The sequence below is a fragment of the Agrobacterium sp. genome, assembly GCF_059499945.1.
Genome location: NZ_JCABZP010000016.1, coordinates 240,287 through 267,137 on the forward strand (window position 1 = coordinate 240,287; position 26,851 = coordinate 267,137).

The window sequence follows — 26,851 nt, forward strand, 5'->3', positions numbered from 1 at the left end:
TTAAATCCCATATAATAGCCGTGACCGGAGGACCGTCGATCATGGATGATGTGAAAATCGGTGAAATTCTTCTGCCGGGTGAAACCGACAGGCAGCAGGAGCGTGAAAATGCGGTGCGGGCGAAATTCTGGCCCAAGCTGAAGCGTGTGATGTCAAAAGTGCCCTTCGCGCGCGATGCGGCGGCGGCCTATTATTGCGCGATCGACCGTGACACGCCGCTGCGTGCAAAGGGTATCATCCTGGCGGCGCTTGCCTATTTCATCATGCCGATGGATGCCGTGCCTGACGTGCTGGCCGTCATCGGTTTTACCGATGATATTGCCGTCATCACGGCAGCGCTTGCCATGATCCGCGCTCATATCAAGATGGAGCACTACGAGGCCGCTGACGCCATGCTGAAGCGACAGCGGGAAGCCGGGTAACGTCTCTGTGATGTGTCCGTCCGGCAGAGCCCGGCGGGTGACAAATTCTTGCCTGAATTTATGTGTCTTACACACGAGGGAAGGGCGTGCCACGCCGTTCTCCTCAGGGCGTCGGGAAGTCGCCAATCTGTAACACCGCAAGACGTTTCCGGCATTTTATGCGTGTTGTTGACGGTTTGGTAACCGCTTTCCGACCACAATGAGAAAAGACGATCCGCACCTGAACGTGGCCGATCCAGAAACTGGGCTCGCCGCTGCTTCGGGCCAATGGAAGACAATAACCCGGCAGGAAATTCTATGTTTGTAAGAAGTGTAGCAACCGCAGCGGCCATTTTGCTGACCAGCGTCGGCGTAGCATCTGCACAGTCGCCCACGCGCATCCAGCAGTTCAATGCATGGGGTGCCTATTCGTACAAATCGGGCAACAGCACCGTCTGCTACGTTCTTTCCATTCCGACCGCCAAGGAACCGGCGAGCGTCGATCACGGCGATATTTTCTTCATCGTGTCGCAGCGCCCCGGCCAGAACATCTCCTACGAGCCGCAGGCCATGGTGGGTTATCCGCTGAAGCAGGGCTCCAAGGTCAATGTGACGATCGACAATAAGAACTTCGTCATGTTCACCAAGGACAAGGCTGCCTGGGTTGAGAACGCCGCTGAAGAACCGGCTCTCGTTGCTGCCATGAAGGGCGGCAAGTCCATGACCGTCAAGGCAGTCTCAGGCCGCGGCACCGCGACATCCTATTCCTATTCGCTGTCGGGTATTTCGGCAGCTCTCAAGCAGATCGAGAGCTGCAAGTAATCCTGGCGCTTCATCGCATCTGAAAATGGCCGGTCATTGACCGGCCATTTGCGTTTTTGCCAGTTTGATGCTAAAGGCGCGGCAACATTGACAGGCGGATGCGCGAAAAGTGCTCCGCCTTTGATTTTCTCGACATGCAGACGATTTTCCGCCTATCCGACAGGTCGGTCGTGCGATGCATGGAATGATGGGATAGCGTGATGTCCGTAATGCAAGCCCCTGCCGGCCTGGCAGTCAAAACCCCGCTGATCGCCAATAGCGATCTGATGTCCGGCAAGCCGTCACTGATTGGCCTGACGCGTGAGGAAATGGGCGAGGCGCTGGCCGAGATCGGCGTGCCGCAGAAGCAGGTGAAGATGCGCGTCAGCCAGTTGTGGAACTGGCTTTATGTGCGCGGCGTCTCCGATTTCGACAATATGACCAATGTCGCCAAGGAGCTTCGCGAGAAGCTGAAGGCGGCCTTCACCATTGCCCGCCCGGAAATCGTCGAGGAGCAGATCTCCAATGACGGCACCCGCAAATGGCTGATGCGCTTTCCGCCGCGTGGTGCGGGACGTCCTGTCGAGATCGAGACGGTCTATATTCCCGAAGAAGGGCGCGGCACGCTGTGCATATCGAGCCAGGTCGGCTGTTCGCTGACCTGTTCCTTCTGTCACACCGGTACGCAGCGCCTGGTGCGCAACCTGACGGCTGAGGAAATTCTGGCCCAGCTGCTGCTGGCTCGTGACCGGCTCGGCGATTTTCCCGATGGTTCGACCCCGGTAGGCGCCTATGTGCCGAGCGAAGGCCGCAAGGTTTCCAACATCGTGATGATGGGCATGGGTGAGCCGCTCTATAATTTCGAGCATGTGAAGACCGCGCTCCTGATTGCGACCGATGGCGATGGCCTGTCGCTCTCCAAGCGCCGCGTCACGCTCTCCACCTCCGGCGTCGTGCCGGAAATCTTCCGCACCGGCGATGAGATCGGCGTCATGCTGGCGATTTCGCTGCATGCGGTGCGCGACGACCTGCGTGACATGCTGGTGCCGATCAACAAGAAATATCCGCTGAAGGAGTTGATCGAGGCCTGCCGCAATTATCCGGGTCTCTCCAACGCTCGCCGCATTACCTTCGAATATGTGATGCTGAAGGATGTCAACGACAGCCTGGAAGATGCCAAGATGCTGGTGCAGCTTCTGAAGGGCGTTCCGGCCAAGATCAACCTCATTCCGTTCAATCCATGGCCGGGCACGAACTACCAGTGCTCCGAATGGGCGCAGATCGAGAAGTTCGCCGATTTCATCAATCAGGCGGGTTATGCCTCGCCGATCCGCACGCCGCGCGGCCGCGATATCCTCGCCGCCTGCGGTCAGCTGAAGTCGGAATCCGAGCGCATGCGCAAGACCGAAAGGCTGGCTTTCGAGGCGATGATGATCGCAAACCACGGTGCGGATGACTGAATCAGCCGCAATTGCGCCATAAAGCTTGATTTGCTGCGGTTCTCTGATTGATTTCAGACTGTCTTGTTCCTAAGAAGACGAAAACAGGGAACCAACAGGAGGATATCCATGCGCGCATTCATTCTGGCTCTCGCTGCCGCGAGCGCCCTCGTTCTGCCCGCCAAGGCCGAAAACGTCACCGTCGCCGTCACCGCCATTGTTGAACATCCGGCGCTCGATGCCGCTCGCGATGGCGTGAAGGCCGCCCTTGCCGAAGCCGGTTACAAGGAAGGCGAGAACCTCAAGTTCCTGTACGAGTCCGCGCAGGGCAATCCCGGCACCGCAGCGCAGATCGCGCGTCAGTTCGTGGGCGACGCTCCGAACGTTATCGTGCCGATCTCCACGCCGTCCGCCCAGGCCGTCGTTGCCGCCACGCGCGACATTCCGGTCGTCTTCACGGCAGTTTCCGATCCGGTCGGCGCGCAGCTCGTCAAGAGCATGGAAAAGCCCGGCGGCAACGTGACCGGCCTTTCCGACATGCTGCCGGTTGGCGAACATCTGGCGCTCATCAAGGAAATCTCGCCGAACGCCAAGTCCATCGGCTTCATCTACAACTCGGCCGAAGCCAACTCCGCCTCGACGCTCGTTTTGCTGAAGGCTGAAGCTGAAAAGGCTGGCCTCAAGATCGTCGAATCCGTCGCCACCAAGTCCGCCGAAGTGCAGGGCGCAACCCGCGCGCTGGTCGGCAAGGCTGACGTGATCTACGTTCCGACCGACAACACCATCGTTTCCGCTTTCGAGGCGGCAGCCGGCGTTGCTTCCGAAGCCAAGATCCCGCTCTACGCCGCCGATACGGATTCCGTTGCCCGCGGTGCGGTTGCGGCCCTCGGCTTCAACTATTTCGACGTTGGCAAACAGACCGGCGCGGTCGTTGTCCGCATCCTCAAGGGTGAAAAGCCGGGCGACATTCCGGCAACCGTTGCTGTCGGTACCGATCTGGTGATCAACAAGAAGGCCGCTGAAAAGGCTGGCGTTACCTTCCCCGAAAGCGTCACGAAGCGCGCCACCAAGGTCATCGACTGAACCGAAACCAGACTGAATTGCGGGCGGCGGCATTTCGCCGCCCGTTTTACGTGGCACGAGACGGTGCCCGTATCCGCCTGATGGCGGCAATAACAAGGACATTACCGTGAGCCAAATCGCCTTCTGGGGTGCCGTGGAGCTGGGACTGGTCTTCGCTTTCGTGGCGATCGGCGTCTACCTCGCTTTCCGCGTGCTTGATTTTCCTGACCTGACCGTGGACGGTTCTTTTCCGCTTGGCGCCGCTGTGGCTGCCGTGCTGATCATCGCCGGTCTGAATGCCTGGGTCGCGACGGCGATTGCAATGGTTGCCGGTGCCGCCGCCGGGATCGTGACCGCAACGCTCAACGTCCGTTTCAAGATTCTCAACCTGCTTGCCTCGATCCTGACGATGATCGCGCTTTTTTCCGTCAATCTGCGGGTGATGGGGAAACCGAATGTGGCGCTGCTCAATCAGGACACGATGATCTCACCGTTTTACGGCCTCGGCCTGTCGGAATATCTGGTGCGGCCGCTCTTCGTCGGCGCGCTGGTGCTGATCGCGGTCATTCTTGTCTGGCGTTTTCTTGAAAGCGATGCCGGCCTCGCCATGCGGGCCACCGGTGCCAATGCGCGGATGGCGCGGGCGCAGGGCGTGAAGACCGGTAACCAGATCTATCTCGGCATGGCGCTTTCAAACGCTCTGGTCGCCCTTGGCGGCGCACTCTTCGCACAGACCAATGGTTTTGCCGATGTGACCTCCGGTGTCGGCACCATCGTCGTCGGGCTTGCCGCCGTCATCATCGGTGAGACGCTGTTCGGTGCGCGCGGCATTCTGATTGCCCTTATCGGCTGTGTCTTCGGCTCCATCGCCTATCGTCTCGCCATCCAGCTCGCTTTGTCGAGCGATGTGCTGGGTCTCAAGGCATCCGATCTCAATTTCGTAACAGCGGTATTGGTGGCCATCGCATTGATCCTGCCCCGACTGCGCCGCGGGGGAGCAACATCGTGATTTCCCTTTCCGATATTCAGGTCGTTTTCGGGCGCGGCACGCCGCTGCAAAAGCAGGCGCTGTCCAAGATTGACCTTACCATCGAGGATGGTTCCTTCGTCACCGTCATCGGCTCTAACGGTGCCGGTAAATCAACGCTGCTCGGCGTATTGGCGGGCGATGTCCTGCCGACGGCGGGCAAGGTGATGATCGGTGGCGCCGATGTTACCCGCAAGTCGACCGCCAGCCGGGCGGGACGGGTGGCGCGCGTGTTTCAGGACCCGCTGGCGGGCAGCTGTGGCGCGCTCACCATCGAGGAAAATCTGGCGCTCGCGGCATCGCGTGGTGAACGCCGCGGCCTTCTGCCGGCGCTTGGGCGCGGGCGGCGGGATTTCTTCAAGGAGCGTATCGCCTCGCTCAACCTCGGTCTGGAAAACCGCCTGAAGGACCGCATGGATCTTCTGTCGGGCGGCCAGAGGCAGGCTGTGTCGCTTGTCATGGCGACGCTATCCGGCTCGGACGTGTTGCTGCTCGATGAACACACGGCCGCACTTGATCCCGGCATGGCGGAATTCGTGATGGAGCTGACCCGCAAGGTGGTGTCGGAGCGCAAGCTGACGACGCTGATGGTCACCCATTCCATGCGTCAGGCGCTGGATTACGGCACCCGCACGATCATGCTGCATGCCGGTGAAATCGTGCTCGACGTCTCCGGCGACAGCCGCAAGGATCTCGAGGTCGAAGACCTGATCGACATGTTCCGCAAGATACGCGGCCAGAAGCTTGATGATGACGAGTTGCTCATCGGTTGATCGCAAAAAGGCGCCTTCCGGCGCCTTTTTTGTTTGCCCTCAGCGCGTTTGCGTGAAGAAAATCTTGACCGCGAAAATCGAGAAGACGCCGGCGATCGTGTAATCCAATCCACGCAGAACCTTCCGGTTGCGTTGCAGCCAGGCGGAGAGAACATCGGCGGCGACAACAATGCCGATGCCGATCGGCAGTGCGACGATGATCGACCAGATGCCGAGGAAGATCAGCTTGCCGGTCACATGCGGATCGGAGGCGCTGACGAATTGCGGCAGGAAGGTCATGAAAAAGATGATGACCTTGGGGTTGAGCAGATTGACCCAGATGCCGTTCAGCAAGGCCGATTTCAGGGAGGCCTGCGCCCTTTCGCCGGTGCTTTTCACCATCACGAAATCCGAGCCCTTGCGGATCGCCTGGATGGCGAGCCACACCAGATAGGCGGCGCCGCCTGTTTTCAGGATCATGAAGGCGGTCGGTGAGGCGACGATGAGGGCGGCGACGCCAAAAGCGACCAGCATCGTATGCACGGTGATGCCGATGTTTGTTCCCACCAGCGTCATGAAGCCCGCCGCCCGGCCTTCGCGCAGGGAGCGGCTGATCCAGAGCGTCATATCAGGACCCGGCGTCACCGCCAGAAGCAGAATGGCGATGGTGAAGGCGATCAGTGTTGGCAGGCTTGGAACGAAATCCATCGCGGCACCCGTAAATTCTGGAGATTGCCGTTGCTTAACGCGGTTTCGTGCTTCTGCCAATGTTTTTGAACGGCGACGCGCCTGCGGGAGAGAATAGCCGCCGCACCTTTCAGGCACGGCGGCTGAAAGTTCAGTTTTTCAAAAAGCTGGTGAAGGCGGCGGAATATTCCGTGTGCCAGCGCGACAGCGGGGGGCGGTTCTGGACGATGTCATAGGCCGCCCAGAGAATGCGCTTTTCATCCGTCGGGCGGTCTACCTCGCCATCCGGGCAGAGAATGTAGAAATCGCCCCTGCCAATGCTTTCGACCATGAAATCGACGGTCTGTTCACCGGTCCATGCTCCTTCAGGCTTTTCCGTCCTGCCATGGGCGGTGAGGCCGGTGAAGACGAAACCGGGAATCAGGAGATGGGCGGAAACCGCGCCGTTCGGAACATTGCGCAATTCGTGCTGAAGCGCCTCCGTGAAGGTTTTGACGCCGGACTTCGAGACATTATAGGCGGGATCACCGGGAGGCGTGGTGATGCCCTGTTTCGAGCCGGTATTGATGATGAGCGCCGGCTCGCCGTGGGCGATCATGCCCTGGCCAAAAACGCGGCTACCGTTCACGACGCCCATCAGATTGACGCCGATAATTTTTTCCCAGTTGGACTGCGGTCCGAAGATGGCGCTGCCCGGCTGGATGCCGGCATTGTTCATGAGGACGTGGACACGCCCGAAACGCTGGATAACCGCGCGTTCGAGCGCCTCCAGCTCATCGAGTTTCGATACGTCGGTCGGGATGGCGACGATCTGCGCTTCACCGTCCTTGGCGACGGTCAGAATATCCGCATGGGCTGCGGCGAGCTTTTCGCCATCGAGATCGACGAGCACGACGCTCATGCCAAAGGTGGCGAATTTGCGGGCGGCGGCAAGTCCGATGCCGGATGCCGCACCTGTTATGACAGCGACATTATCTTCCTTGAATGCGGGGTGGATGGTCGTCATAGGTTTCTCCTTCGCGTCGTTTCTGCTGTTTCCAGCGGTTTGCAACGTTGCCTGAACCTGAGTGGCTTCATTCACGGTCTTCAAGTCGATCGCGCCGCTTTATGATAAAGCGCGAATTTTCTAAATGCATGTGACAATTGCTTCGTTCCCGTCGGCGCGGCCGGTCATCGCCCATCGTCATACGCGCCCATCAATTGTTTTGTCGCTTATCTCACGGAAAAGCGCTTCACACATTTCGGGTTGCACTGTAAAAGTGCCGAAATCCCGAGGAAATGGCGGTGTCCTGATGCCGTCATCATGCAGATGGACATCACTATGGCACTCCCGAAAGACGTTAAGAAAGTCGTTCTCGCCTATTCCGGCGGTCTCGACACCTCGATCATCCTGAAATGGCTTCAGACGGAACTCGGCGCTGAAGTCGTGACCTTCACTGCCGATCTCGGTCAGGGCGAGGAGCTTGAGCCGGCGCGCAAGAAGGCCGAGATGCTGGGCATCAAGGAAATATTCGTTGAGGACGTCCGCGAAGAGTTCGTGCGTGATTTCGTGTTCCCGATGTTCCGCGCCAACGCCGTCTACGAAGGCGTCTATCTGCTCGGCACTTCGATTGCCCGTCCGCTGATTTCCAAGCATCTGATTGAAATCGCCAAGAAGACCGGCGCGGACGCCATTGCCCATGGCGCCACCGGCAAGGGCAACGACCAGGTTCGTTTCGAGCTTTCGGCCTATGCGCTGAACCCTGACATCAAGATCATCGCGCCCTGGCGTGACTGGACGTTCAAGAGCCGTACCGACCTCCTGAACTTCGCCGAACAGCACCAGATCCCGGTCGCCAAGGACAAGAAGGGCGAAGCGCCTTTCTCCGTCGACGCCAACCTCCTGCATTCCTCTTCCGAGGGCAAGGTTCTGGAAGACCCGGCACAGGAAGCGCCTGAGTACGTGCATATGCGCACCATTTCTCCGGAAGCCGCTCCTGACAAGGCAACCGTCATCAAGATCGGTTTCCGCAAGGGCGATGCCTGCTCCATCAACGGTGTTGAAATGTCGCCCGCGACGCTTCTCGCCACGCTCAACAATTATGGCCGTGAAAACGGCATCGGTCGTCTCGATCTGGTCGAGAACCGCTTTGTCGGCATGAAGTCGCGCGGCGTTTACGAGACACCCGGCGGCACCATCCTGCTGGCTGCACATCGCGCCATCGAATCCATCACGCTCGACCGGGGCGCGGCCCACCTCAAGGACGAGCTGATGCCGCGTTATGCCGAGCTCATCTATTACGGCTTCTGGTTCTCGCCCGAGCGTGAAATGCTGCAGGCACTGATCGACAAGAGCCAGGAACATGTCGAAGGTGAAGTGACGCTGAAGCTCTACAAGGGCAATGTCATGGTAACCGGCCGCGAGAGCGCCAAGTCGCTTTATTCCGACGCGCTGGTGACCTTCGAGGACGACCACGGGGCTTACGATCAGAAGGATGCAGCGGGCTTCATCAAGCTCAATGCGCTGCGCCTGCGCACACTGGCCAAGCGTAACCTCAGCAAATAATTCTGCTGGAATGGAAATAATGAAACCCGCGGGCGGTGACGCCGGCGGGTTTTTTATGTCTCTCTTCTGGAAACGATGCGGAAGCCGATATAGCTGGCAACGGCCGTGAATTCCATCACCGGAATGATGATGCCGAAGCCGGTGAGTGGCGAGCCGATGACCGAGGCGGCAGCGCCGCCCGCAAAACCAGAGCCCATCTGGATGAAGCCCATCATTGCCGAGGCCGAGCCGGCAATATGCGGAAAAGGGGCAAGGGCTGCCGTTACCATCGAAGGCGTCAGCAAGGCAATGCCGATCGTCGCGACGGCCACGGGTCCCATGATCGAGAGAAAGGATGGGGGTATCAGGAACACTGACAGCAGAATGAGAAGACCGCCTGCCGCCGAAAAACAGAGACCGAGGACGACCGAACGACGGTCACCCAGTCGCGGTGCGATATAACGCAGGGCAATGGAGCCGAAGAAATAAGCACCAGTCTGCATCAGCATGCCAACACCGAAAGCGGTGGGTGTCATGCCGACCTCGTTGATGAGGATGAAGGTCAGCATGGTGGCCTGCGCATAAAGCGCGCCGATCGACCCGCCGAGCACCAGTGCGGCCAGAAGAAAACGCGGCGTGCTCAGCAAGGTCCCATAGGCCGACAGGAGGCGGCGCGGGCGGATCAGGCTCTTGTCCGGGATCGTCGTCTCGCGCAGAAAAACCACGACGGAGAAGATGGCCAGAGCTCCGAGGCCGGCCATGAGGAAAAATACCGATTGCCAGCCAAAAGCCGCAAGTGAAAGCCCGCCGATTGTCGGGCCCATGGCGGGGCCAACGGCCAGCATGATACCGATGAGGTTCATGATGCTGGAAGCATCGGCGCCGGTGAACTGGTCGCGCACCACGGCGCGCGCCACCGTCATGCCGACGGAGGCCCCGATACCCTGGATAAGCCGGGCAAGGAGCAGCACTTCGATTGTCGGTGCGAAAATGGCAAGCAATCCTCCGCCCAGAAAGATGGACAGGAAAACGAGGCTTGCCTTGCGCCGCCCGAAGGCGTCGGAGGCTGGGCCGGCGAGCAGTTGCGCGATCGCGAAACCCGCAAAATAAAGCGAGAGACTGAGTTTTATGGCGGACTCTGTCGTGGCGAAAACCCGCGTCAGCTCCGGCATGGCCGGTGTATAGATGGCCATGGAAATTGGCGCCAGCGCCGTCAGCAGCGCACCGAGCATGGCCGTGCGCTTTCTGGACATGATCGTTTCTGGTGACATTGCGGTCAGCAGCTCGGGCCGGGCTGTTCCGGTTGGAGATTGTTGCGAAGCGTCTGCAGGAAGCTGCGGAAAAGCGCGACCTCTTCCTCGTTCAGGCCCTGCGTGGCGTGACGGACGAGTTCATCGATTTCCTGTCGCACGGCTTCCAGCATCTCGGTGGAGTTCTTCGTCAGTACGATGCGCTTGGAACGCCTGTCCTGCGGGTCCTGCTGGCGCTCAATGAGATCGAGGGACTGCAGCTTGTCGAGATAGGCGCAGATCGTCATCGGCTCGATGCCTAGCCGGGCGGCGATATCCGACTGCTTGCTGCCATCAACGACGGCAACCGTCAGCAATGCGCGGGCTTCGCCGGGGGTAAGACCCAGTCCAGCTTCAGAAATTCGGCGCTCAAACGCACTGTTCAGCAGGCGTGCGCTGCTGTTCAGCAAGAATGCCAATGAATCTTTTTCGCGTTTCGTGCCCATGTCTCGCCTTTTCGTAAGTCAGCCTTACTAAATTCCGGGCGATAATCAATGGTACACAAATCATATTGTCGAAAATCGAGTAAAGTATGCGTCAGTTCGGTTGTCGGACGGCCCGCAATATAGTCGCCGATTGTTACGCTGAAGCAAAAAAGATCGGACTTCCCCGTTTTTTTCACGCGGCCTGTCATCTCCGCCGGGCATATTGAATTGGCGGTGGAGGCGTGCCCATATGGGCTTAAACCGGAATTGTACACAAGGAAGACGAAATGCCATCCAAGACGACGCTTTATCCCGCCCTCGTGACCTGGGACGGTCACAACGGTTTGCCCAAATTTGATGCGGTCAAGGATGAGGATTTCGCTCCGGCTTTCGAGGCAGCGCTTCTCTCCCATGAACAGGAAATCGATGCAATTGCCGGCAATTCGCAGGCGCCGAGTTTCGAAAACACCGTAACCGCGCTTGAAATCGCCGGCGATGAGCTTTCGCGCATTTCGGCGCTGTTCTGGAACAGGGCAGGCGCCAATACCAATGGCGTGATCCAGGCGCTGGAGCGGGAGATTGCGCCGAAAATGTCGCGGCACTATTCGAAGATCGGCATGAACGAAGCGCTGTTCAAGCGCATCGACACATTGTGGGAAAAGCGCGAGACGCTGGGGCTGACGGGCGAGGAAAGCCGTGTTCTCGAGCGGCACTGGAAGGGTTTCGTACGTTCCGGCGCGAAGTTGCCGAAAGACCGGCAGGAACGGCTGGCGGCGATCAATGAGGAGCTTGCCGGTCTCGGTGCAAAGTTCGGGCAGAATGTGCTGGCGGATGAAAAGAACTGGAAGCTCCTGCTTTCCACCGAAGAGGAACTTGCCGGCATTCCCGGCTTTCTGCGCGACGCCATGGCGGGTGCGGCCCGTGAGCATGGCGAGGACGGCAAATTTGCCGTTACCCTTTCCCGTTCCATCATCGAGCCTTTCCTCACCTTTTCCGAACGTCGTGATCTGCGCGAGCAGGCCTTCAAGGCATGGGTGGCGCGCGGCGAAAACGGTGGCGAGACCGACAATCGAGAGACCGTTCACCGCACGCTCGAACTGCGCGAGGAGAAGGCCAAGCTTCTCGGTTACGCGAATTTTGCCGCTTACAAGCTTGATGACACGATGGCGAAGACGCCGGATGCCGTGAACGGCCTTCTGGGTCAGGTCTGGGAAAAGGCCGTGCGCCGCGCGGGCGAGGAAGAGACCGAACTTGCCGCCATCATCGCCGAGGAGGGCCGGAATCACGAGGTGCTGCCCTGGGACTGGCGGCACTATGCCGAAAAGTTGCGCGCGCGGAAATTCAGCTTCTCCGAGACGGAATTGAAGCCCTATCTGCAGCTCGAAAAGATCATTGAGGCCTGCTTCGATGTCGCCGCGCGGCTGTTTGGAATTCGTGCCGTTGAAGTGAAGGGCGTTGCCGCCTATCACCCGGATGTGCGGGTTTTCGAAATTCGCGACGACAGGGGCGATCTGAAGGCCATGTTCCTCGGCGATTATTTTGCCCGCCCCTCCAAGCGATCCGGCGCATGGATGAGTTCGTTCCAGTCGCAGCACAAGCTGCCGCTGAAGAGCGGAACGGTCGGTGAAATTCCGATCATCTACAATGTCTGCAATTTCGCGAAACCGGCTGAGGGTAAGCCCGCGCTGCTTTCGCTTGATGATGCGCGCACGCTGTTCCATGAATTTGGCCACGCGCTGCATGGCATGTTATCTGATGTGACCTATCCTTCCGTTTCCGGGACGGGGGTCTCGCGCGATTTCGTCGAATTGCCGTCGCAGCTTTACGAACATTGGCTGACGGTGCCGGAAATTCTAGAAAAATACGCGCTCCACTACGAGACCGGCGCGCCGATGCCGAAAGCGCTACTGGACAAGGTTCTGGCCGCTCAAACTTTCAATGCCGGTTTCAGCACGGTGGAGTTCACGTCTTCGGCTATCGTCGACATGGCGTTCCACACCCGGGACAGCGTGAGCGATCCCATGGTCGTACAAGGCGAGGTGCTCTCCGCCCTCAACATGCCGAAGTCCATCGTCATGCGGCATGCGACGCCGCATTTCCAGCACGTCTTCTCGGGCGATGGCTATTCCGCCGGCTATTATTCCTACATGTGGTCGGAAGTGCTGGATGCCGATGCGTTTTCGGCCTTCGAGGAAACCGGCAATCCCTTCGATGGCGAGATGGCGCGCAGGCTGAAGGACAATATCTATTCTGTCGGCGGTTCCATCGATCCGGAGGAGGCCTATCTCGCGTTTCGCGGCAAGATGCCGAGCCCGGACGCCATGCTGTTGAAGCGCGGCCTGGTGTAAGAGCACGTTATAAAAGACTGTCATATTTCTGAGCTAGAACCGGAGCGCAGGGGGCTTATGACAAGGCCCCCCCTTTCGCATTTGCAAAAAAAAGGTTATGAGCGCGCCAAACTAAATTGGCGCATCTCACGATAGTGGCGCCCAACCTCAGAGATTTTGAACAATGGCACTTCGCAACATCGCGATCATCGCGCACGTTGACCATGGAAAAACGACGCTCGTGGACGAGCTTCTGAAGCAGTCCGGCTCGTTCCGCGACAACCAGCGTGTCGCCGAGCGCGTAATGGACAGCAACGACCTCGAAAAGGAACGTGGCATCACCATTCTCGCCAAGGCGACCTCGGTGGAGTGGAAGGGTGTTCGCATCAACATCGTCGACACCCCCGGCCACGCCGACTTCGGCGGTGAAGTCGAGCGTATCCTGTCGATGGTGGATGGCGCGATCGTTCTGGTCGATAGTTCCGAAGGCCCGATGCCGCAGACGAAGTTCGTCGTCAGCAAGGCGCTGAAGGTTGGTCTTCGTCCGATCGTCGCGATCAACAAGATCGACCGTCCGGATGGCCGCCATGAAGAAGTCATCAACGAAGTCTTCGACCTCTTTGCAAACCTCGATGCTACCGACGAGCAGCTCGACTTCCCGATCCTTTACGGTTCTGGCCGTGACGGCTGGATGAACGTCAACCCGGAAGGTCCGAAGGATCAGGGTCTTGCACCGTTGCTCGATCTGGTTCTCGAACATGTTCCGGAGCCCACAGTCGAAGAAGGTCCGTTCCGTCTGATCGGCACGATCCTCGAAGCCAACCCCTTCCTCGGCCGTATCATCACCGGCCGCATCGCCTCCGGTTCGATCAAGCCGAACCAGGCCGTGAAGGTGCTTGGCCAGGATGGCAAGACGATCGAAACCGGTCGTATTTCCAAGATCCTCGCCTTCCGCGGCATCGAGCGCACCGCGATCGATGAAGCTCATGCGGGTGACATCGTCGCCATCGCCGGTCTTTCCAAGGGTACGGTTGCCGACACCTTCTGTGACCCCTCGGTCACCGAGGCGATGACCGCGCAGCCGATCGATCCGCCGACCGTCACCATGTCCTTCATCGTCAACGACAGCCCGCTCGCCGGCACCGAAGGCGACAAGGTAACGTCGCGCGTCATCCGCGACCGTCTGTTCAAGGAAGCCGAAGGCAACGTCGCGCTGAAGATCGAAGAGGCTGAAGGCAAGGATTCGTTCTTCGTTTCCGGCCGTGGCGAATTGCAGCTGGCAGTTCTGATCGAAACCATGCGTCGCGAAGGCTTCGAGCTTGCCGTTTCGCGTCCGCGCGTCGTCATGCACAAGGATGAGAACGGCACCCTGCTGGAGCCGATCGAAGAAGTCGTGATCGACGTCGATGAAGAGCATTCCGGCGTCGTCGTCCAGAAGATGTCCGAGCGCAAGGCTGAAATGGCCGAGCTTCGTCCTTCCGGCGGCAATCGCGTTCGTCTGAAGTTCTATGCCCCGACCCGTGGCCTCATCGGCTACCAGTCGGAACTTTTGACCGACACGCGCGGTACGGCGATCATGAACCGTCTGTTCCATGATTATCAGCCCTTCAAGGGCCAGATCGCCGGTCGCGTCAACGGCGTTCTGCTGTCGAACGGTTCGGGCGAGGCAGTCGCTTACGCCATGTTCAACCTTGAAGATCGCGGCCCGATGATCATCGAGCCGGGTGAAAAGGTCTATGCAGGCATGATCATCGGCATTCACACGCGCGACAACGATCTCGAAGTGAACGTGCTGAAGGGCAAGCAGCTGACCAACATCCGCGCCGCCGGTAAGGACGAAGCCGTGAAGCTGACGCCGCCGATCCGCATGACGCTCGACCGCGCCCTTTCCTGGATCCAGGAAGACGAGCTGATGGAAGTGACGCCGAAGTCCATCCGCCTGCGCAAGATGTTCCTGGACGCGAACGACCGCAAGCGTTTCGAAAAGGCAAAGCTCGCTGTTTGATTGGCTCTACGCCACGAATTTCAAAGAACCCGGCCTCGCGCCGGGTTTTTTTATGCATTCTTTTTTATGTGTGCATGAGTCGAAAGGCGCTTTGCCAAAGGTTAAGGATGCGTTAATTTTTTCTGGTCGTCCACATGAATAGGCTGTGGGTAAGCTTGCCGGCGTTAACCTTTATGACTGGTAAGTTTCCGTGGCCGGGGCCAGAATCGCGTTATGAAAACGTTATCCATCGATGTTCGCCGTGCTGAACCGCATGATGCGCGCGCCATCTCAGAGGCGCACCGTCTGTCGTGGCAACAGGCCTATGCGGGGCTTATCCCGCACAAGCCGTTGACGCAGATGCTGGAGCGCCGTGGCGAAGTCTGGTGGAAAAAGGCGACCAAGGGCTCCGCAACCATGCTGGTGGTGGAAGTGGCCGGTGTGGTTGCCGGATATGCGACGCTGGGCTTAAGCCGGGCGCGTGGGCTGCCGCAGGACGGCGAGATTTACGAACTTTATCTCCGGCCTGAATATCAGGGTATTGGCCTCGGCTCGCTGCTTTTCACGGAAGCGCGCAGATTGCTGACTTCACTCGGCTGCAACGGCATCGTTGTCTGGTGCCTCGAGGATAGCGACGTCGCCAATCGCTTTTTCCGCTCGCATGGCGGCCGGGATATTGCCGAAGGCATGGAAGATTTCGATGGCAAGTCGCTTCGCAAGGTCGGTTTCGTCTGGAACTGATAGAGGGAGTTCGCGCCGTTTTCATTTTGTAGAGGGCGATGCTTCGTCGCGATGACATCAAATCGCCCATTCTGCCTTATCCAGCCAAAGCCATGTTGCAATGCGGCGACTTTCCCAGTATCGAAAACCAAATCCAACCCGCCGAATGAGGGAAGCGAATGCGTATTGATGCAATTTCCATAGGCAAGAATCCGCCGGAAGACGTAAATGTTATCGTTGAAGTGCCGGTTGGCGGCCAGCCGATCAAGTACGAGATGGACAAGGACGCCGGTGCGCTGATCGTCGATCGCTTCCTCTACACGCCAATGACCTATCCGGGTAACTATGGCTTCGTGCCGCACACGCTGTCCGACGATGGCGACCCGATCGACGTTCTCATCTGCAACACCCGCCCGCTGGTTCCCGGCTGCGTGATCAACGTTCGCCCCATCGGCGTGATGATCATGGAAGATGATGGCGGCAAGGACGAGAAGATCCTCGCCGTGCCGGTTCCGAAGCTGACGCGCCGTTACGACAAGGTCCACAACTACACGGACCTGCCGGAAATCACGCTGAAGCAGATCGAGCACTTCTTCGAGCACTACAAGGATCTGGAGCCCGGCAAGTGGGTGAAGATGGGCGGCTGGCAGGATGTCGATGTCGCCAAGAAGCTGATCGTCGAAGCCATTGAGCGCTACAAGGCGCAGGGCTGATAGGCCTAACCCGCCAGCTTTTTAAAGAGCTTTTCGAAATCCTCCGGGTCGGTATCGATCCGGAGGATTTTTTTGCGCGCTGTTTCGCCTGAAATGAAGGTGATGGAGGATTTGGGCAGGCCGAGTTTTTTCGCCAGCAAAACAATCAGGGCCTTGTTCGCCCTGCCGCCTTCCGGCACGGCGCTGACGCGGGCCTTCAGATGCGCGTTTCCGTCCGCATCCTGCTCCACGCCGTCAATCGCATCCCGCCCGCCATTCGGTGTGAGGCGAACGGACAGGCGGACATGATCATCGTGCTTTTTCCAGAGACTGCTCAAACGGTCATCGGATAAAGCGTGTTCCACATGAAGGAGCGGATGAAGAAGATGATCAGCAGCAGGATGATCGGCGAAATGTCGATCCCGCCGAGATTGGGCAGAATGCGGCGGATGGGGCGCAGGGCCGGTTCCGTGACATTGACCAGGAAACTCCCGATGGCGTTCACGAACTGGTTGCGGGAATTGATGACGTTGAAGGCGTAAAGCCAGGAAAAAATGGCGCTGGCGATCAGCACCCACGTATAGAGGTTCAAGGCCAGATCGATGGTCTGAAACAGGGCAAGCATCAATATCTCCGTATCTTGGTTGCAAGACATTTAGACATTGACGCGTGAACCGGCAAGTGTTGCGCCGGATCGTAATGATCTTTGGTCTGACCGGTCTGCGGTCATCGCGAGCTGGTTCATGGCTTTGCAGCGGGATTTCAGACGAAAACCGCTCACACTTTTCGTCGTCCCGCTGAAGAGGAGGGCTGGCGATTCCTGTCATATCGCTCTATTGCAGACATCTCATATTGTCTCGCGAGCACCCAGCCGATGTCCCTGCCTTCTGCCGAAAACCGCTTCGGTGCATTCCGGCATAGTTCCTATCGCCGTTTTTTCAGCGCTCGGTTTTTCTCGGCCTTTGCCATTCAGATCGTCAGCGTCTCTGTCGGCTGGCAGATGTATGAGGTTACCGGCAACGCCTTTTATCTCGGCCTGATCGGTCTCTTCCAGTTTCTGCCGTCTCTGCTTTTGATCCTTGTTACCGGAACGGTCGCCGACCGGCACAATCGCCGGCGTATCATGGCCATATGTCTTCTGGTCGCGGCGCTGTGTGCTGTGGCTCTTCTGGGTCTTACGCTGACACACAGCTTTTCTCCCTGGCCGGTCTTCGCCATTCTCGTTGTCTTCGGCATAGAGCGGGCCTTCATGGGACCGGCTGTCCAGTCGCTGGCGCCCAATCTCGTGCCCGTCGAGGATTTGCCGAACGCTATCGCCTGGAATTCCTCTTCCTGGCAGATGGCGTCCATTCTGGGGCCTGTTGCCGGCGGTCTGCTTTATGGTCTCGGCGCTTCCATCGCCTATAGCGTGGCGCTTGTGCTTTTCATCCTCTCCGCAACGCTGGCGGTGACGATCCGCAAGCCGGAACAGCGTGGTCCGGCAAAAGCCGTCACCCTCGAAACAATGCTGGCCGGCTTCAAATTCATCTCGCAGGAGAAGATCGTTCTTGGCGCCATTTCGCTCGATCTTTTCGCGGTGCTGCTGGGCGGTGCCGTCGCGTTGATGCCGATTTTTGCCAAGGAAGTGCTGACGCTCGGCCCATGGGGTCTCGGGCTTCTGCGCGCCGCACCCGGCATCGGGGCCATCACCGTTGCGGTCATTCTGGCATTCAAGCCCATTCGCCACCATGCGGGCCTGCTGATGTTCGTCGGCGTCGGCCTCTTCGGCGTTTCCACCGTGGTCTTCGGGCTTTCGCAAACCGCGTGGCTGTCCATTGCCGCGCTGGTGGTCATGGGAGCATCGGACATGGTGTCGGTTTATGTGCGCGAGACCCTGATCGCGCTCTGGACACCAGATGAGGTGCGCGGGCGTGTGAATGCGGTGAATATGGTTTTCGTTGGAGCCTCCAACGAATTGGGTGAATTCCGCGCCGGCACCATGGCCCATGTTGTGGGTGCCGTGCCAGCCGTTGTCATCGGCGGGGCGGGCACGCTTGCTGTCGCGGTCATCTGGGCGCTTGGTTTTTCCAAGCTGCGCAAGATCGATAGTCTCGACGCGCCGCACTAACTGCGATGGGCCTCAGCGCTGTGCCTTGCCCTCAAAAACCAGATCGAGAAAATTGCTGAGCCATGCCCTGAGCGGCGTGTCGAACAACATGCGGCCTTCCAGATGCTGACTGCCGACCTGCGCATTCGGCATGCCGAAACGCTGCGCGCCGCGCACCACCCAGCTATGCATCATGGCGCGGGTCAGTTCGGCGTGAAACTGCAGGCCCCAGGCATTTTTTCCATAACGATAGGCCTGATTGGGATAGGTCTCGCCTGCCGCCAGAAGCTCGGCTCCCCGCGGCAGTTCGAAGCCTTCGCGGTGGAAATGATAGACCATCTTCGGCCAATGCGGCATCAGAAGCCGACCGTGTTCGGTGGCGTGAAGCGGATACCAGCCGATCTCCACCTTGCCGTCCCTGTCTGCCTCGACCTTGCCGCCCAGATGTTTGGACAGCATCTGCGCGCCGAGACAGATGCCGAGAAAGGGCTTGTTTTCCTTCAGCGGCACCTTCAGCCAGTCGATTTCGGCTTTGACATAATCATGCGGATCATTGGCGCTCATCGGGCCGCCGAAGATGATGGCGCCCGCATGTTTTTCCAGCGTTTGCGGCAGGTCGTCGCCGAGCGCGGGCCGCCTTATATCGAGGCGATAACCCTTTTCCACCAGGATCTGGCCGACGCGGCCGGGCGTGGAACGTTCCTGATGCAGGACGATGAGCAGCGAAGGTTGTTGTTCCTGTTGCCTGGAAGGGTCAAACAGCATCGTCTTCGTTTTCGCTTTCTTCAGCGGGCCCGGACCTCGTGGCGGCCTGCTGACGTTGCAGAACCCTGTCGCGCACGGAAACACCGAGTAGATCGGCGACTCGCCAGATCACATGGTCTTCCATTTCGCTTCGTTCGCCGTCAGCGTAAACAATATCCCATAATATGCCAATAAGCTCCACGCGCTGATCCTCATCGAGGTGGCGACGGATATCGGTGGTGAAGCGGTAATAATCGACGGCTTCCTTGCCGGCCTCCTGGCCGGCGGCAAGAAGGGCATCAAGCTTGCCACCGTCGAGATGGTAATATTCGTGAAGAATCTGGCGCAGGCGATCACGCTCGCTTTTCGAGACGGTGCCATCCGCTTCCATCACCTGGAAACAGAGGGCGGCTACCGCCACCCTCAGATCATCAGGGCTGAAATCACCCGCCTGCGGGCCAACGAGGTTCTGAATAAACGACTGTATTTGCTGGAACATCGATAGCCTGCTGGTCAGAAGAGTTTGAGCCGGGTCTTGGGTTCGGCTTCCGCGCCTGGCTTCTTGACGCCCGGATCATCCGGTGCGCCGCCAAAAAAGGGCACGGCTTCCGCCGCCTTGTCATCCGCCACTTCGGTTTCCACCGGCGCTTCGATTGTGACCGGCTTTTTCTCCTTCGGGATTGAAACAGTCGGCTTTACCTCGATCGGCGCGGCCGGGGCGGGTTTTGGCTCCGCAAGGGTCTCGGGCGCGGCTTCGACAACGATCGTCTTCGCAACCGGTTCGGCTCTTGCGGGTGCCGCGGCAATCGCATTTTCGATCGCCAGATCTTCAACAGGGCCTTCGAGCTGACCGAAGGGCGCTTTCCATTCGAAGGCGTCGAGACGGCCGGTGATGGGGGAGACCGGAAGCCATTTTTCCGAGACGATACCATCCGCCACCCATGCCGGGTCACGCGGCGCGCGCAGCGCCTGTGCCATCCAGTAGCGCACACGGCCCTGATCGCCGGTTTCCGCTTCTTCGATATCGGCCATCAGCAGGAAGATGCTTTCGCGTGGCTCAATGCGGGCGGCGGCTTCGGCCTTGGCCCGTGCCTTGGCGAATTCCTTGGCGTCGAGCGCTGCCTGCGCCACGGCAAACAGGGATTCGATGTTGTTGGGCTTCAGGCTCTCAAGCCGCTCCGCCCGTTTCAGCCGGTCGATGGCGGTATCGCCGCTGCGGGCGCGGACATAAAGCTCGGCGATCTGCGGATGCGGATCGTTCTTCCAGACGGGTTCCAGAACCGTGGCGGCCTTGCGCAGATTGTCTTCGCGCAGATAGGACTTCGCTGCAATCAGTGCCGCCGGAACGAGGCCTTTTGCGAGCTTGAGAGCGTGCTTGGCATCCTCGCGCGCGCCCACCGGGTCGCTTTCCAGCTTTTCACCGGCCTTGGCGGTGAGAAGCACGGCTTTCAGCCGCTCCGCCTCGCCGCGTTCGATGACGCTTGCCGCTTTCTGCTGGTCGAGCAGGCGGATGGCATCGTCCCATTGTCCGTTGCGGCAGCGGTTTTCCAGCGTCGCCTGTGCCGCCCATGGCAGGTAGGGGGCTTTTTCCGCTGCATCCTCGGCATATTGCTGGGCGGCTTCATAGGCGCCCTGCCGACGCGCCTCGATATAAAGGCCGCGAAGGCCGAGTTCGCGCGTTTCAGGGTCACGGGCCATCGCCTCGAACTTGCGGCGCGCCTCGTCATATTTGCCTTCGATGAGGTCGGCCTGCGCATCGAGCAGATGGATCAGCGGTTCCTGATCGGCGCTGAGCAGCCCCTGCGTGCGGGCCGTCATCTTGCGGGCGAGGATGGCATTACCAGCGCCGGCGGCAATGAGGCCGGTGGACAGAGCCTGATAGCCGCGGTCGCGCTTCCGGGCGCGGAAATACCGGCGTGCGGCATTGGGCGAGGTCCAGATGGCGTTGACGACCCACCAGACCAGCATGATGGCGGCAACCAGCGCGGCGATGATGGAGGCGGCGACCATCAGGCTCATTTCGATCAACTGGCCCTGCCAGACGATGGAGAGCACGCCCGGCCTGTCGGCCAGCCAGGAGAAACCGAAACCGAGAGCCAGAACGATAATGGCGAAAGTCAGAATTCTGGTCATGCGCTCACCCCTGCCTGCCAGTGCTGGTGATGGCGCGGTTCAACGTGCCGCCCACCAGATTCTCGACCTCGATGCGCGCATCCAGAGATTTTTTATAATCGGCGGATACCGTCCTGGCGGCATCGGGAAGACCATTCCACTCAAGTGCTGCGCCCTGCAGGTCGCCGTTGCGCAGCTTGTTTTCCATACGCGCGATCATGGCCTCGGGGGTCTCGCCCTCGATGTTGCCGACCGGGCGCACCTTCACCAGCGAAAAGGCGCTTTCGGTCAAGCGCTCCATGATGCCCTGATTGGGGTCAGGCTGGTTGATGGCTGACAGCATCGCATTGGCGACATCGGGGAATTTCTGCATCAGCTCCGAACGCGACGGTACGCCGGTGGCGGCGAAGGATTGCAACGATGCAATCGCCGGATCATCTGATGTGACCCTGGAGAGCGTATCGAGTTCGGTGAGGAACGGCCCGCCGCGATCGATCGCGGCCTTCAGCGCGGCCGAGGCAATGGCGCGGGCGACTTCGATATCGTCGCGTGGCTCGTTGATCTTGGCTTCCGCATCCGCAAGACGGCGTGTCAGTTCGGCGGTCGCCGTGGCCTGCGCGGATCGCTCCGACTGCAGGGCAGATTCCAGCACGGTAATTTTTTCAGAAAGCCCATCCACCTGCGGGGCTTCACCCTTTGCGCCTTCGAGGGTTGCGATGCGCTGTTCCAGTGCCGAGGTGTCCGCCGCGGGAGCATTGGCAAGCTGCTGCCGAAGATTGCCCAGATCGGTTTTTAGTGCGGCGATCTCCTCGCCTCCGGCCCTGCCTGCATTAACGGAGGGCAGGATACCGGCATATTGCATGCTGCCGGCGGCGGCGAGCGCCACAAGGCCGCCGACGATACCCGCCGCGATCAGGCCGGAGGTCGCCGCTTGTTTGCGTTCCGCCTGCTGTGATGTGGATGGCTTCGCCGGTCCTGAATTGGCCGGTCCTGAAGATGAGGTCGTGGTCGATGGTTTTGCAGCGGTGGCCCCGCCAGATGCGCTGGAGGAAGCTGTGGAGCCAAAGGCCGGCTTCGCACCCGCTGCTGCAGCCGCAGTGGCGCTCGTCCCGTCGGTGCCCGCCATCGGTGTTGCGTCGACCTTGGGCGGAACAGGGGCCGTCGAGACGGGCTCTTTCTGTTTGTCTTCAGGGCTCTCGGTCTTCGACGCGGCGGCTACGGATTCCGTTTTGCCGACATTGGGTTCGGGCTCGATAGGGGTTTTCTTGGGCTGGTCCCAGACGGGGGCGGGGTTGCCCGTTGTGGCTGCTTCCGGCTTTGTTTCCGAAACACCCGGCGTTGCGGTGTCCGCAGGTGTTTTGTCACCGGGCTTTTCGTCCGTCTTGGCAGCGTCCACGTCGGCGGAAATTGCTTTCACGTCTTTGGCGTCCAGGTCGATGGTGACCGGTTCGGCTTTGGACTTGGAGTGGCGTGGCGGCTTTCCCGATACCATGACAACCTCATTTTTGCCTGCAGTAATGTAAACCTAGTCAGTGGCGGCGGCAAAGGAAAGAGGCGAGCTCGAATTAGGTTCCAGAGTTATGGTGCAGAAGTTCGAACATCGCTGCCTCGCTCGGTTCTCTGGCGGCGATGGCGTTTGCGCGAAAGATTTCCGGAACCAGAGAAAGCACGTTGTGGCTGATACAGATGAATTGTGTCCCAGCCAGTGCTGCCGCGTATCTGTCCGTTGATGCATGGTTGAAAAAGGCCCGCGCCGCTTCCGAGGAATAGAGCAGGACCACATCGGCAGCGTTTTCGACAAGCGCCGTCTGGAGCATGCTTTCGGAGATATCCGAGGGCAGCATCACGTAACAGTCGATCACTCTAAAGGAAATGCCCGCAGCGGCAAGGCCCTCCTCGAAGACGGAGCCACGGGGCTTGCCGGCGAGATAGAGCAGGGGCTGTCCTTCGGAAAGAAGTGCGCGGCGCTGCGTTACGAGAGCAATCAGACCCAGGGCGTCTCCGGAGGCGATGAATATTTGCGTGAAGCCGGCTTTTTTCGCCGCTTCCGCCGTTGTTGCGCCGACGGCGAAGAGCGGTTTTGACAGATGCGGGGCCAGCCGGTCCCATGATGTTTCCAGTGCCCGCAATGCCTCGGCACTGGTCACCGCAATCGCCGCCAGCGGGCCGGATAGCGCCGAGATGGCGCGTTCGCCATGATGGGCTGGATGAAACAGCGGCAAAAGCACCGGCTCGTGGCCGAGCGCTTCAAGTTTTGCGGCCGTCCTTTCGCCCGAACGTTGCGGCCGGGTGACGACGATCCGCATAGGCTCAGTTCCAGCCTTCGAAGAAATTGCTGCCCGCCTTGGCACGCACCTCTTCGCCGGCCTGTCGGCCGAGCTTTGCCGCATCTTTGCGGTTGCCGGAGATTTCGATGTTGTGGCTCGTCTGGCCATCAGGGGTGAGGATCAAGCCGGAAAAATAGAGTTCCTCGCCCTCGCAGGTGGCGTAACCGGCAATCGGGGTGCGACAGGAACCGTCGAGTGCGGCCAGGAAGGCGCGCTCGCAGGTCACCGCATCATAAGTGGGCCTGTCGTTTATGGGGGCAAGCAGCTCGTCCATGCGGGTGTCACCGATGCGGCTCTCCACACCGATTGCGCCCTGCGCCGGAGCAGGGGGGAATTCCTTTGGGTCGAGAATTTCCGTCGGAACATTGTCCTTGCCGAGCCTCTTCAGGCCGGCAAAGGCAAGCAGCGTCGCATCCGCCTGGCCTTCTTCGAGCTTGCGCAGCCGCGTATCGACCTGACCGCGAAAGATGATGACGCTCAGATCCGGCCGCAGGCGGCGGATCAGCGCCTGGCGGCGCAGGGATGCGGAGCCGACCACGGCGCCCTGCGGCAGCTCCAGCAGCTTCGGCGCGGTGCGGCCGATGAAGGCGTCGCGCACATCTTCCCGCGGCAGGAAGGCGGACAGATAAAGGCCTTCGGGTAAAACGGTCGGCATGTCCTTGGAGGAATGCACGGCCATATCGAGTTCGCCAGACAGAAGCTGGCTTTCCAGCTCCTCGGTAAACAGGCCTTTACCGCCGATTTCCGACAAGGCGCGGTCGGTTATCCGGTCGCCCTTGGTGGATAGCACGACGATTTCGAACATTTCTTCCGGCAGGCCATGCGCCGCCATCAGCCGGTTGCGCGTCTCGTAAGCCTGCGCGAGCGCCAGCGGGCTGCCGCGCGTGCCGATTCGGAAAGGTTTTGTTTGCATCCGCGTCTATCCATTGTTACCGGAGTTGTCTTAGACCAACTCAGCGCATGATCGCAATGAACGAACAGATTTGATGACCCCCTTTCTTCGTATCCTCGGCATAGAGACAAGCTGTGACGAAACCGCTGCATCCATTGTGGTTCGGCATGCGGACGGGCGTGGCGAGATCGTCTCCGACGTCGTTTTGTCGCAGCTGGAGGAACACAGCGCATATGGCGGCGTGGTGCCGGAAATTGCCGCGCGCGCCCATGTCGAGGCGCTGGACACGCTGGTGGAAGAAGCGCTGGAGCAGGCAGGCGTGACTCTTGCCGATGTCGACGCCATTGCCGCCACCTCCGGTCCCGGCCTCATCGGTGGTCTGCTGGTGGGGCTGATGACGGGCAAGGCCATCGCCAAGGCGGCCGGCAAGCCGCTTTACGCCATCAACCATCTGGAGGGCCACGCGCTGACGGCGCGGCTGACCGACGGTTTGTCTTTTCCCTATCTGATGCTGCTGGTTTCCGGCGGCCATACCCAGCTGGTGCTGGTGCGTGGCGTTGGTGAATATGAGCGCTGGGGCACCACCATCGATGACGCGCTGGGTGAAGCCTTCGACAAGACCGCGAAACTTCTGGGCCTGCCCTATCCAGGCGGTCCTGCGGTCGAGAAGGCGGCGGCGAAGGGGGATCCCAACCGCTTTCCGCTGCCGCGTCCGATGGTCGGCGAAGCACGGCTCGATTTTTCCTTTTCCGGCCTGAAGACAGCGGTGCGGCAGGCGGCGACCGCCATCGCGCCGCTTTCGGAGCAGGATATTGCCGATATCTGCGCCTCCTTCCAGAATGCGGTGTCGCGCACTCTCAAGGATCGCATCGGCCGTGGCCTTGCGCGTTTCCGCCAGGAGTTTCCGCAGCTGGAGACCCAGCCTGCGCTGGTCGTGGCTGGCGGTGTCGCCGCCAACAAGGAAATCCGCCAGACCCTGCAGTCGCTTTGCGATATCAATGGCTTTCGCTTTGTCGCGCCGCCGCACCGGCTCTGCACTGACAATGCTGCGATGATCGCCTGGGCCGGACTGGAGCGAATGGCGGACGGCCGAGCATCCGATCCGCTGGAAATTCCGCCGCGCTCGCGCTGGCCGCTGGATGGCAGCGCGGAAACATTGATCGGTTTCGGTAAGAGGGGAGCAAAGGCCTGATGCAGCGGGAAAAAATCGTCGTCATCGGCGCCGGCGCCTTCGGAACCGCGCTAGCCGTCGTCATTGCGCTGGAAAACCGGCATGATGTGACCCTGCTCGGCCGCGATCCGTCCCTGATGGCTGACCTCAGGAGTGATCGCGTGCACGAGGCGGCCCTGCCGGGTGTTGACCTTCCGGATGCGCTTGAATTTTCCGCCGAGCCCGACGTGCTTGCCGGTGCCAGCATTGTGCTCTTCGCCATGCCGTCTCAGGCCCATGCCGATGCGGCCCGTCACTATGGTCCTTATCTGGCTAATGACTCTATCATTGTCACCTGCGCCAAGGGCATCGACCGCAGTTCCGGCCGTCTGCTGACGGAACTTCTGGAAGCGGAACTGCCACATCACCCGATTGCGGTTCTGTCCGGTCCGGGCTTCGCGGCCGATATTGCCCGTGGCTTGCCGACGGCCATGGCGATTGCGGCGGAAGACGCTGCCATCGCCGAACGGCTGGCAACCACGATTTCCGGCAGGACCTTCAGGCTTTATGCCTCGACCGACCGCATCGGCGTGCAGCTCGGGGGGGCGCTGAAGAATGTTCTCGCCATTGCCGCCGGCATCGTCGAAGGCGCGGGCCTTGGCGATTCCGCCCGGGCGGCGCTGATCTCGCGCGGGCTTGCCGAAATGTCGCGTCTCATTGTCGCCATGGGCGGCAAGGCGGATACGGTGCGCGGCCTCTCGGGCCTCGGCGATCTGGTGCTGACTGCCACAAGCCATCAGTCGCGAAACCTGCGGTTCGGCATCGCGCTCGGCCGCGGGGAGGGCAAGGACATGTCCGGCGGGCTGGTGGAGGGCGCTTTTGCGGCTGCCGTCGCCGCCCGACTCGGAGAAAGTCACGCTGTCGACATGCCGGTTACCGAAGCGGTGGCCGCCATCATCGATGGCAATCTGGATGTGGCGAGCGCCATGCAACAATTGATGACACGGCCGATCACCACCGAATGAGGGTGGGGCGGTCGAACAATATTTTACGCATGTCTTGGTCCCAAAGCCGCTGATACTTTTGGGAGACATGCTCCAGCGAGGAGACGAAAATGCTGTTTGCCTTTATCTGCAAGGACAAGCCCGGCCATCTGAACGTGCGCATGGAAACGCGCCCGGCGCATCTGGAACATCTGAACAGGCTGAATGCCGAGGGCACGCTGAAGATCGCCGGTCCGTTTCTCGATGCCGAAGGCAAGCCGAATGGCAGCCTCGTCATCGTGGAAGCTGCCGATATCGATGCGGCCAAGGCCCTTGCCGATGCCGATCCCTATGCAAAGGCCGGCCTGTTCGAAAGCGTCGATGTGAAGCCCTATAATTGGGTCTTCAACAATCCGGGAGCGTGACC

General features: G+C 59.9%; 27 protein-coding genes. 15 read left to right on the plus strand and 12 right to left on the minus strand.

The window, feature by feature from the left end:
* Positions 1 to 41: 41 nt before the first annotated feature.
* The 6 genes from AC5I5B_RS20445 (at position 42) to AC5I5B_RS20470 (ending at position 5,503) form a co-directional block, all read left to right on the plus strand.
* Positions 42 to 422, plus strand: coding sequence for a YkvA family protein (locus tag AC5I5B_RS20445; RefSeq protein ID WP_111834651.1), 381 nt, complete (start codon positions 42 to 44; stop codon positions 420 to 422).
* 297 nt (positions 423 to 719) lie between these two features.
* Positions 720 to 1,223, plus strand: coding sequence for an invasion associated locus B family protein (locus tag AC5I5B_RS20450; protein ID WP_003523183.1), 504 nt, complete (start codon positions 720 to 722; stop codon positions 1,221 to 1,223).
* Between the two features lie 266 nt (positions 1,224 to 1,489).
* Positions 1,490 to 2,662, plus strand: a complete 1,173-nt coding sequence (gene rlmN, locus AC5I5B_RS20455) for a dual-specificity RNA methyltransferase RlmN (protein WP_077998729.1) — start codon at positions 1,490 to 1,492, stop codon at positions 2,660 to 2,662.
* 108 nt (positions 2,663 to 2,770) lie between these two features.
* A complete protein-coding gene (locus AC5I5B_RS20460) occupies positions 2,771 to 3,724 on the plus strand; it encodes an ABC transporter substrate-binding protein (protein ID WP_111834652.1) in 954 nt (317 codons plus the stop codon).
* A gap of 106 nt (positions 3,725 to 3,830) precedes the next feature.
* Entirely contained in the window at positions 3,831 to 4,712 is an 882-nt protein-coding gene (locus AC5I5B_RS20465; RefSeq protein WP_003505036.1) for an ABC transporter permease, read from the plus strand.
* Positions 4,709 to 5,503 (plus strand): ABC transporter ATP-binding protein, encoded by a 795-nt coding sequence (locus AC5I5B_RS20470; RefSeq protein ID WP_003505035.1) that lies wholly within the window; start codon positions 4,709 to 4,711, stop codon positions 5,501 to 5,503. Before AC5I5B_RS20465 ends, AC5I5B_RS20470 begins: the two co-directional genes overlap by 4 nt.
* A gap of 39 nt (positions 5,504 to 5,542) precedes the next feature.
* On the opposite strand, the gene AC5I5B_RS20475 is transcribed toward AC5I5B_RS20470, so the two are convergent.
* Positions 5,543 to 6,190, minus strand: a complete 648-nt coding sequence (locus tag AC5I5B_RS20475) for a LysE family translocator (protein ID WP_003505033.1) — start codon at positions 6,188 to 6,190, stop codon at positions 5,543 to 5,545.
* A gap of 130 nt (positions 6,191 to 6,320) precedes the next feature.
* The gene (locus tag AC5I5B_RS20480; protein WP_060725388.1) at positions 6,321 to 7,175 is read right to left on the minus strand and encodes an SDR family NAD(P)-dependent oxidoreductase; all 855 of its coding nucleotides are present in this window, start codon (positions 7,173 to 7,175) and stop codon (positions 6,321 to 6,323) included.
* A 315-nt stretch (positions 7,176 to 7,490) separates the two neighbouring features.
* Between AC5I5B_RS20480 and AC5I5B_RS20485 the strand changes: the two genes are divergently transcribed.
* A complete protein-coding gene (locus AC5I5B_RS20485) occupies positions 7,491 to 8,714 on the plus strand; it encodes an argininosuccinate synthase (RefSeq protein WP_003505030.1) in 1,224 nt (407 codons plus the stop codon).
* 53 nt (positions 8,715 to 8,767) lie between these two features.
* Here the strand turns inward: AC5I5B_RS20485 and AC5I5B_RS20490 are convergent, their stop codons facing one another.
* Both AC5I5B_RS20490 and AC5I5B_RS20495 read right to left on the minus strand, forming a co-directional pair.
* Positions 8,768 to 9,964 carry a multidrug effflux MFS transporter gene (locus AC5I5B_RS20490; protein ID WP_174054412.1) on the minus strand — a complete coding sequence of 399 codons (1,197 nt, stop codon included), beginning with the start codon at positions 9,962 to 9,964 and terminating at the stop codon, positions 8,768 to 8,770.
* 5 nt (positions 9,965 to 9,969) lie between these two features.
* Positions 9,970 to 10,428 (minus strand): MarR family winged helix-turn-helix transcriptional regulator, encoded by a 459-nt coding sequence (locus tag AC5I5B_RS20495; protein ID WP_020010854.1) that lies wholly within the window; start codon positions 10,426 to 10,428, stop codon positions 9,970 to 9,972.
* Positions 10,429 to 10,694: 266 nt separating this feature from the next.
* On the opposite strand from AC5I5B_RS20495, the gene AC5I5B_RS20500 reads away from it, so the two are divergent.
* The 4 genes from AC5I5B_RS20500 to ppa all read left to right on the plus strand — a co-directional run bounded on the left by AC5I5B_RS20500 (position 10,695) and on the right by ppa (position 16,151).
* Positions 10,695 to 12,755, plus strand: coding sequence for a M3 family metallopeptidase (locus AC5I5B_RS20500; protein WP_111834653.1), 2,061 nt, complete (start codon positions 10,695 to 10,697; stop codon positions 12,753 to 12,755).
* A gap of 163 nt (positions 12,756 to 12,918) precedes the next feature.
* Positions 12,919 to 14,739, plus strand: coding sequence for a translational GTPase TypA (gene typA, locus AC5I5B_RS20505; protein WP_003492424.1), 1,821 nt, complete (start codon positions 12,919 to 12,921; stop codon positions 14,737 to 14,739).
* A 213-nt stretch (positions 14,740 to 14,952) separates the two neighbouring features.
* On the plus strand, positions 14,953 to 15,459 hold the full coding sequence (locus tag AC5I5B_RS20510) for a GNAT family N-acetyltransferase (RefSeq protein WP_020813320.1): 507 nt from the start codon (positions 14,953 to 14,955) through the stop codon (positions 15,457 to 15,459).
* A 158-nt stretch (positions 15,460 to 15,617) separates the two neighbouring features.
* Complete coding sequence (gene ppa / locus AC5I5B_RS20515; RefSeq protein ID WP_003505020.1) at positions 15,618 to 16,151, plus strand: inorganic diphosphatase; 534 nt, start codon at positions 15,618 to 15,620, stop codon at positions 16,149 to 16,151.
* A 5-nt stretch (positions 16,152 to 16,156) separates the two neighbouring features.
* Here the strand turns inward: ppa and AC5I5B_RS20520 are convergent, their stop codons facing one another.
* Together AC5I5B_RS20520 and AC5I5B_RS20525 are read right to left on the minus strand one after the other, a co-directional pair.
* Positions 16,157 to 16,468 carry a DUF167 domain-containing protein gene (locus AC5I5B_RS20520; protein WP_060725390.1) on the minus strand — a complete coding sequence of 104 codons (312 nt, stop codon included), beginning with the start codon at positions 16,466 to 16,468 and terminating at the stop codon, positions 16,157 to 16,159.
* Entirely contained in the window at positions 16,465 to 16,755 is a 291-nt protein-coding gene (locus tag AC5I5B_RS20525; RefSeq protein WP_003492418.1) for a YggT family protein, read from the minus strand. The genes AC5I5B_RS20520 and AC5I5B_RS20525 overlap by 4 nt, the downstream gene beginning before the upstream one ends.
* A gap of 249 nt (positions 16,756 to 17,004) precedes the next feature.
* Between AC5I5B_RS20525 and AC5I5B_RS20530 the strand changes: the two genes are divergently transcribed.
* Positions 17,005 to 18,237, plus strand: a complete 1,233-nt coding sequence (locus AC5I5B_RS20530) for an MFS transporter (protein WP_003505017.1) — start codon at positions 17,005 to 17,007, stop codon at positions 18,235 to 18,237.
* Positions 18,238 to 18,249: 12 nt separating this feature from the next.
* Here AC5I5B_RS20530 and AC5I5B_RS20535 read toward each other — a convergent pair whose 3' ends face one another.
* The 6 genes from AC5I5B_RS20535 to hemC form a co-directional block, all read right to left on the minus strand.
* Positions 18,250 to 18,981 (minus strand): glutamine amidotransferase, encoded by a 732-nt coding sequence (locus tag AC5I5B_RS20535; protein ID WP_020813316.1) that lies wholly within the window; start codon positions 18,979 to 18,981, stop codon positions 18,250 to 18,252.
* Entirely contained in the window at positions 18,971 to 19,459 is a 489-nt protein-coding gene (locus tag AC5I5B_RS20540; RefSeq protein WP_020813315.1) for a tellurite resistance TerB family protein, read from the minus strand. The genes AC5I5B_RS20535 and AC5I5B_RS20540 overlap by 11 nt, the downstream gene beginning before the upstream one ends.
* Positions 19,460 to 19,473: 14 nt before the next feature.
* Positions 19,474 to 21,093 carry a heme biosynthesis protein HemY gene (locus AC5I5B_RS20545; RefSeq protein WP_080866474.1) on the minus strand — a complete coding sequence of 540 codons (1,620 nt, stop codon included), beginning with the start codon at positions 21,091 to 21,093 and terminating at the stop codon, positions 19,474 to 19,476.
* A 4-nt stretch (positions 21,094 to 21,097) separates the two neighbouring features.
* Positions 21,098 to 22,564, minus strand: a complete 1,467-nt coding sequence (locus AC5I5B_RS20550) for a COG4223 family protein (protein ID WP_111834654.1) — start codon at positions 22,562 to 22,564, stop codon at positions 21,098 to 21,100.
* Between the two features lie 73 nt (positions 22,565 to 22,637).
* Positions 22,638 to 23,378 carry a uroporphyrinogen-III synthase gene (locus AC5I5B_RS20555; RefSeq protein WP_111834655.1) on the minus strand — a complete coding sequence of 247 codons (741 nt, stop codon included), beginning with the start codon at positions 23,376 to 23,378 and terminating at the stop codon, positions 22,638 to 22,640.
* A gap of 4 nt (positions 23,379 to 23,382) precedes the next feature.
* Positions 23,383 to 24,312 (minus strand): hydroxymethylbilane synthase, encoded by a 930-nt coding sequence (gene hemC / locus AC5I5B_RS20560; RefSeq protein ID WP_060727369.1) that lies wholly within the window; start codon positions 24,310 to 24,312, stop codon positions 23,383 to 23,385.
* Positions 24,313 to 24,385: 73 nt separating this feature from the next.
* Between hemC and tsaD the strand changes: the two genes are divergently transcribed.
* The 3 genes from tsaD (at position 24,386) to AC5I5B_RS20575 (ending at position 26,849) form a co-directional block, all read left to right on the plus strand.
* Positions 24,386 to 25,483, plus strand: coding sequence for a tRNA (adenosine(37)-N6)-threonylcarbamoyltransferase complex transferase subunit TsaD (gene tsaD / locus AC5I5B_RS20565; protein WP_087745112.1), 1,098 nt, complete (start codon positions 24,386 to 24,388; stop codon positions 25,481 to 25,483).
* Positions 25,483 to 26,466 (plus strand): NAD(P)H-dependent glycerol-3-phosphate dehydrogenase, encoded by a 984-nt coding sequence (locus AC5I5B_RS20570; protein ID WP_003504996.1) that lies wholly within the window; start codon positions 25,483 to 25,485, stop codon positions 26,464 to 26,466. Before tsaD ends, AC5I5B_RS20570 begins: the two co-directional genes overlap by 1 nt.
* Positions 26,467 to 26,555: 89 nt before the next feature.
* Complete coding sequence (locus tag AC5I5B_RS20575) at positions 26,556 to 26,849, plus strand: YciI-like protein (RefSeq protein ID WP_003504994.1); 294 nt, start codon at positions 26,556 to 26,558, stop codon at positions 26,847 to 26,849.
* The last annotated feature ends 2 nt before the right edge of the window (positions 26,850 to 26,851 follow it).

What these genes read in the sequence shown, in the direction of transcription:
- AC5I5B_RS20445 (WP_111834651.1), top strand. Translation starts at nt 42, where the DNA reads ATGGATGATGTGAAAATCGGTGAAATTCTTCTGCCGGGTGAAACCGAC.
- AC5I5B_RS20450 (WP_003523183.1), top strand. Translation starts at nt 720, where the DNA reads ATGTTTGTAAGAAGTGTAGCAACCGCAGCGGCCATTTTGCTGACCAGC.
- rlmN (WP_077998729.1), top strand. Translation starts at nt 1,490, where the DNA reads ATGTCCGGCAAGCCGTCACTGATTGGCCTGACGCGTGAGGAAATGGGC.
- AC5I5B_RS20460 (WP_111834652.1), top strand. Translation starts at nt 2,771, where the DNA reads ATGCGCGCATTCATTCTGGCTCTCGCTGCCGCGAGCGCCCTCGTTCTG.
- AC5I5B_RS20475 (WP_003505033.1), bottom strand. Translation starts at nt 6,190, where the DNA reads ATGGATTTCGTTCCAAGCCTGCCAACACTGATCGCCTTCACCATCGCC.
- AC5I5B_RS20480 (WP_060725388.1), bottom strand. Translation starts at nt 7,175, where the DNA reads ATGACGACCATCCACCCCGCATTCAAGGAAGATAATGTCGCTGTCATA.
- AC5I5B_RS20485 (WP_003505030.1), top strand. Translation starts at nt 7,491, where the DNA reads ATGGCACTCCCGAAAGACGTTAAGAAAGTCGTTCTCGCCTATTCCGGC.
- AC5I5B_RS20490 (WP_174054412.1), bottom strand. Translation starts at nt 9,964, where the DNA reads ATGTCACCAGAAACGATCATGTCCAGAAAGCGCACGGCCATGCTCGGT.
- AC5I5B_RS20495 (WP_020010854.1), bottom strand. Translation starts at nt 10,428, where the DNA reads ATGGGCACGAAACGCGAAAAAGATTCATTGGCATTCTTGCTGAACAGC.
- AC5I5B_RS20500 (WP_111834653.1), top strand. Translation starts at nt 10,695, where the DNA reads ATGCCATCCAAGACGACGCTTTATCCCGCCCTCGTGACCTGGGACGGT.
- typA (WP_003492424.1), top strand. Translation starts at nt 12,919, where the DNA reads ATGGCACTTCGCAACATCGCGATCATCGCGCACGTTGACCATGGAAAA.
- AC5I5B_RS20510 (WP_020813320.1), top strand. Translation starts at nt 14,953, where the DNA reads ATGAAAACGTTATCCATCGATGTTCGCCGTGCTGAACCGCATGATGCG.
- ppa (WP_003505020.1), top strand. Translation starts at nt 15,618, where the DNA reads ATGCGTATTGATGCAATTTCCATAGGCAAGAATCCGCCGGAAGACGTA.
- AC5I5B_RS20525 (WP_003492418.1), bottom strand. Translation starts at nt 16,755, where the DNA reads ATGCTTGCCCTGTTTCAGACCATCGATCTGGCCTTGAACCTCTATACG.
- AC5I5B_RS20530 (WP_003505017.1), top strand. Translation starts at nt 17,005, where the DNA reads ATGTCCCTGCCTTCTGCCGAAAACCGCTTCGGTGCATTCCGGCATAGT.
- AC5I5B_RS20535 (WP_020813316.1), bottom strand. Translation starts at nt 18,981, where the DNA reads ATGCTGTTTGACCCTTCCAGGCAACAGGAACAACAACCTTCGCTGCTC.
- AC5I5B_RS20540 (WP_020813315.1), bottom strand. Translation starts at nt 19,459, where the DNA reads ATGTTCCAGCAAATACAGTCGTTTATTCAGAACCTCGTTGGCCCGCAG.
- AC5I5B_RS20545 (WP_080866474.1), bottom strand. Translation starts at nt 21,093, where the DNA reads ATGACCAGAATTCTGACTTTCGCCATTATCGTTCTGGCTCTCGGTTTC.
- AC5I5B_RS20550 (WP_111834654.1), bottom strand. Translation starts at nt 22,564, where the DNA reads ATGGTATCGGGAAAGCCGCCACGCCACTCCAAGTCCAAAGCCGAACCG.
- AC5I5B_RS20555 (WP_111834655.1), bottom strand. Translation starts at nt 23,378, where the DNA reads ATGCGGATCGTCGTCACCCGGCCGCAACGTTCGGGCGAAAGGACGGCC.
- hemC (WP_060727369.1), bottom strand. Translation starts at nt 24,312, where the DNA reads ATGCAAACAAAACCTTTCCGAATCGGCACGCGCGGCAGCCCGCTGGCG.
- tsaD (WP_087745112.1), top strand. Translation starts at nt 24,386, where the DNA reads ATGACCCCCTTTCTTCGTATCCTCGGCATAGAGACAAGCTGTGACGAA.
- AC5I5B_RS20570 (WP_003504996.1), top strand. Translation starts at nt 25,483, where the DNA reads ATGCAGCGGGAAAAAATCGTCGTCATCGGCGCCGGCGCCTTCGGAACC.
- AC5I5B_RS20575 (WP_003504994.1), top strand. Translation starts at nt 26,556, where the DNA reads ATGCTGTTTGCCTTTATCTGCAAGGACAAGCCCGGCCATCTGAACGTG.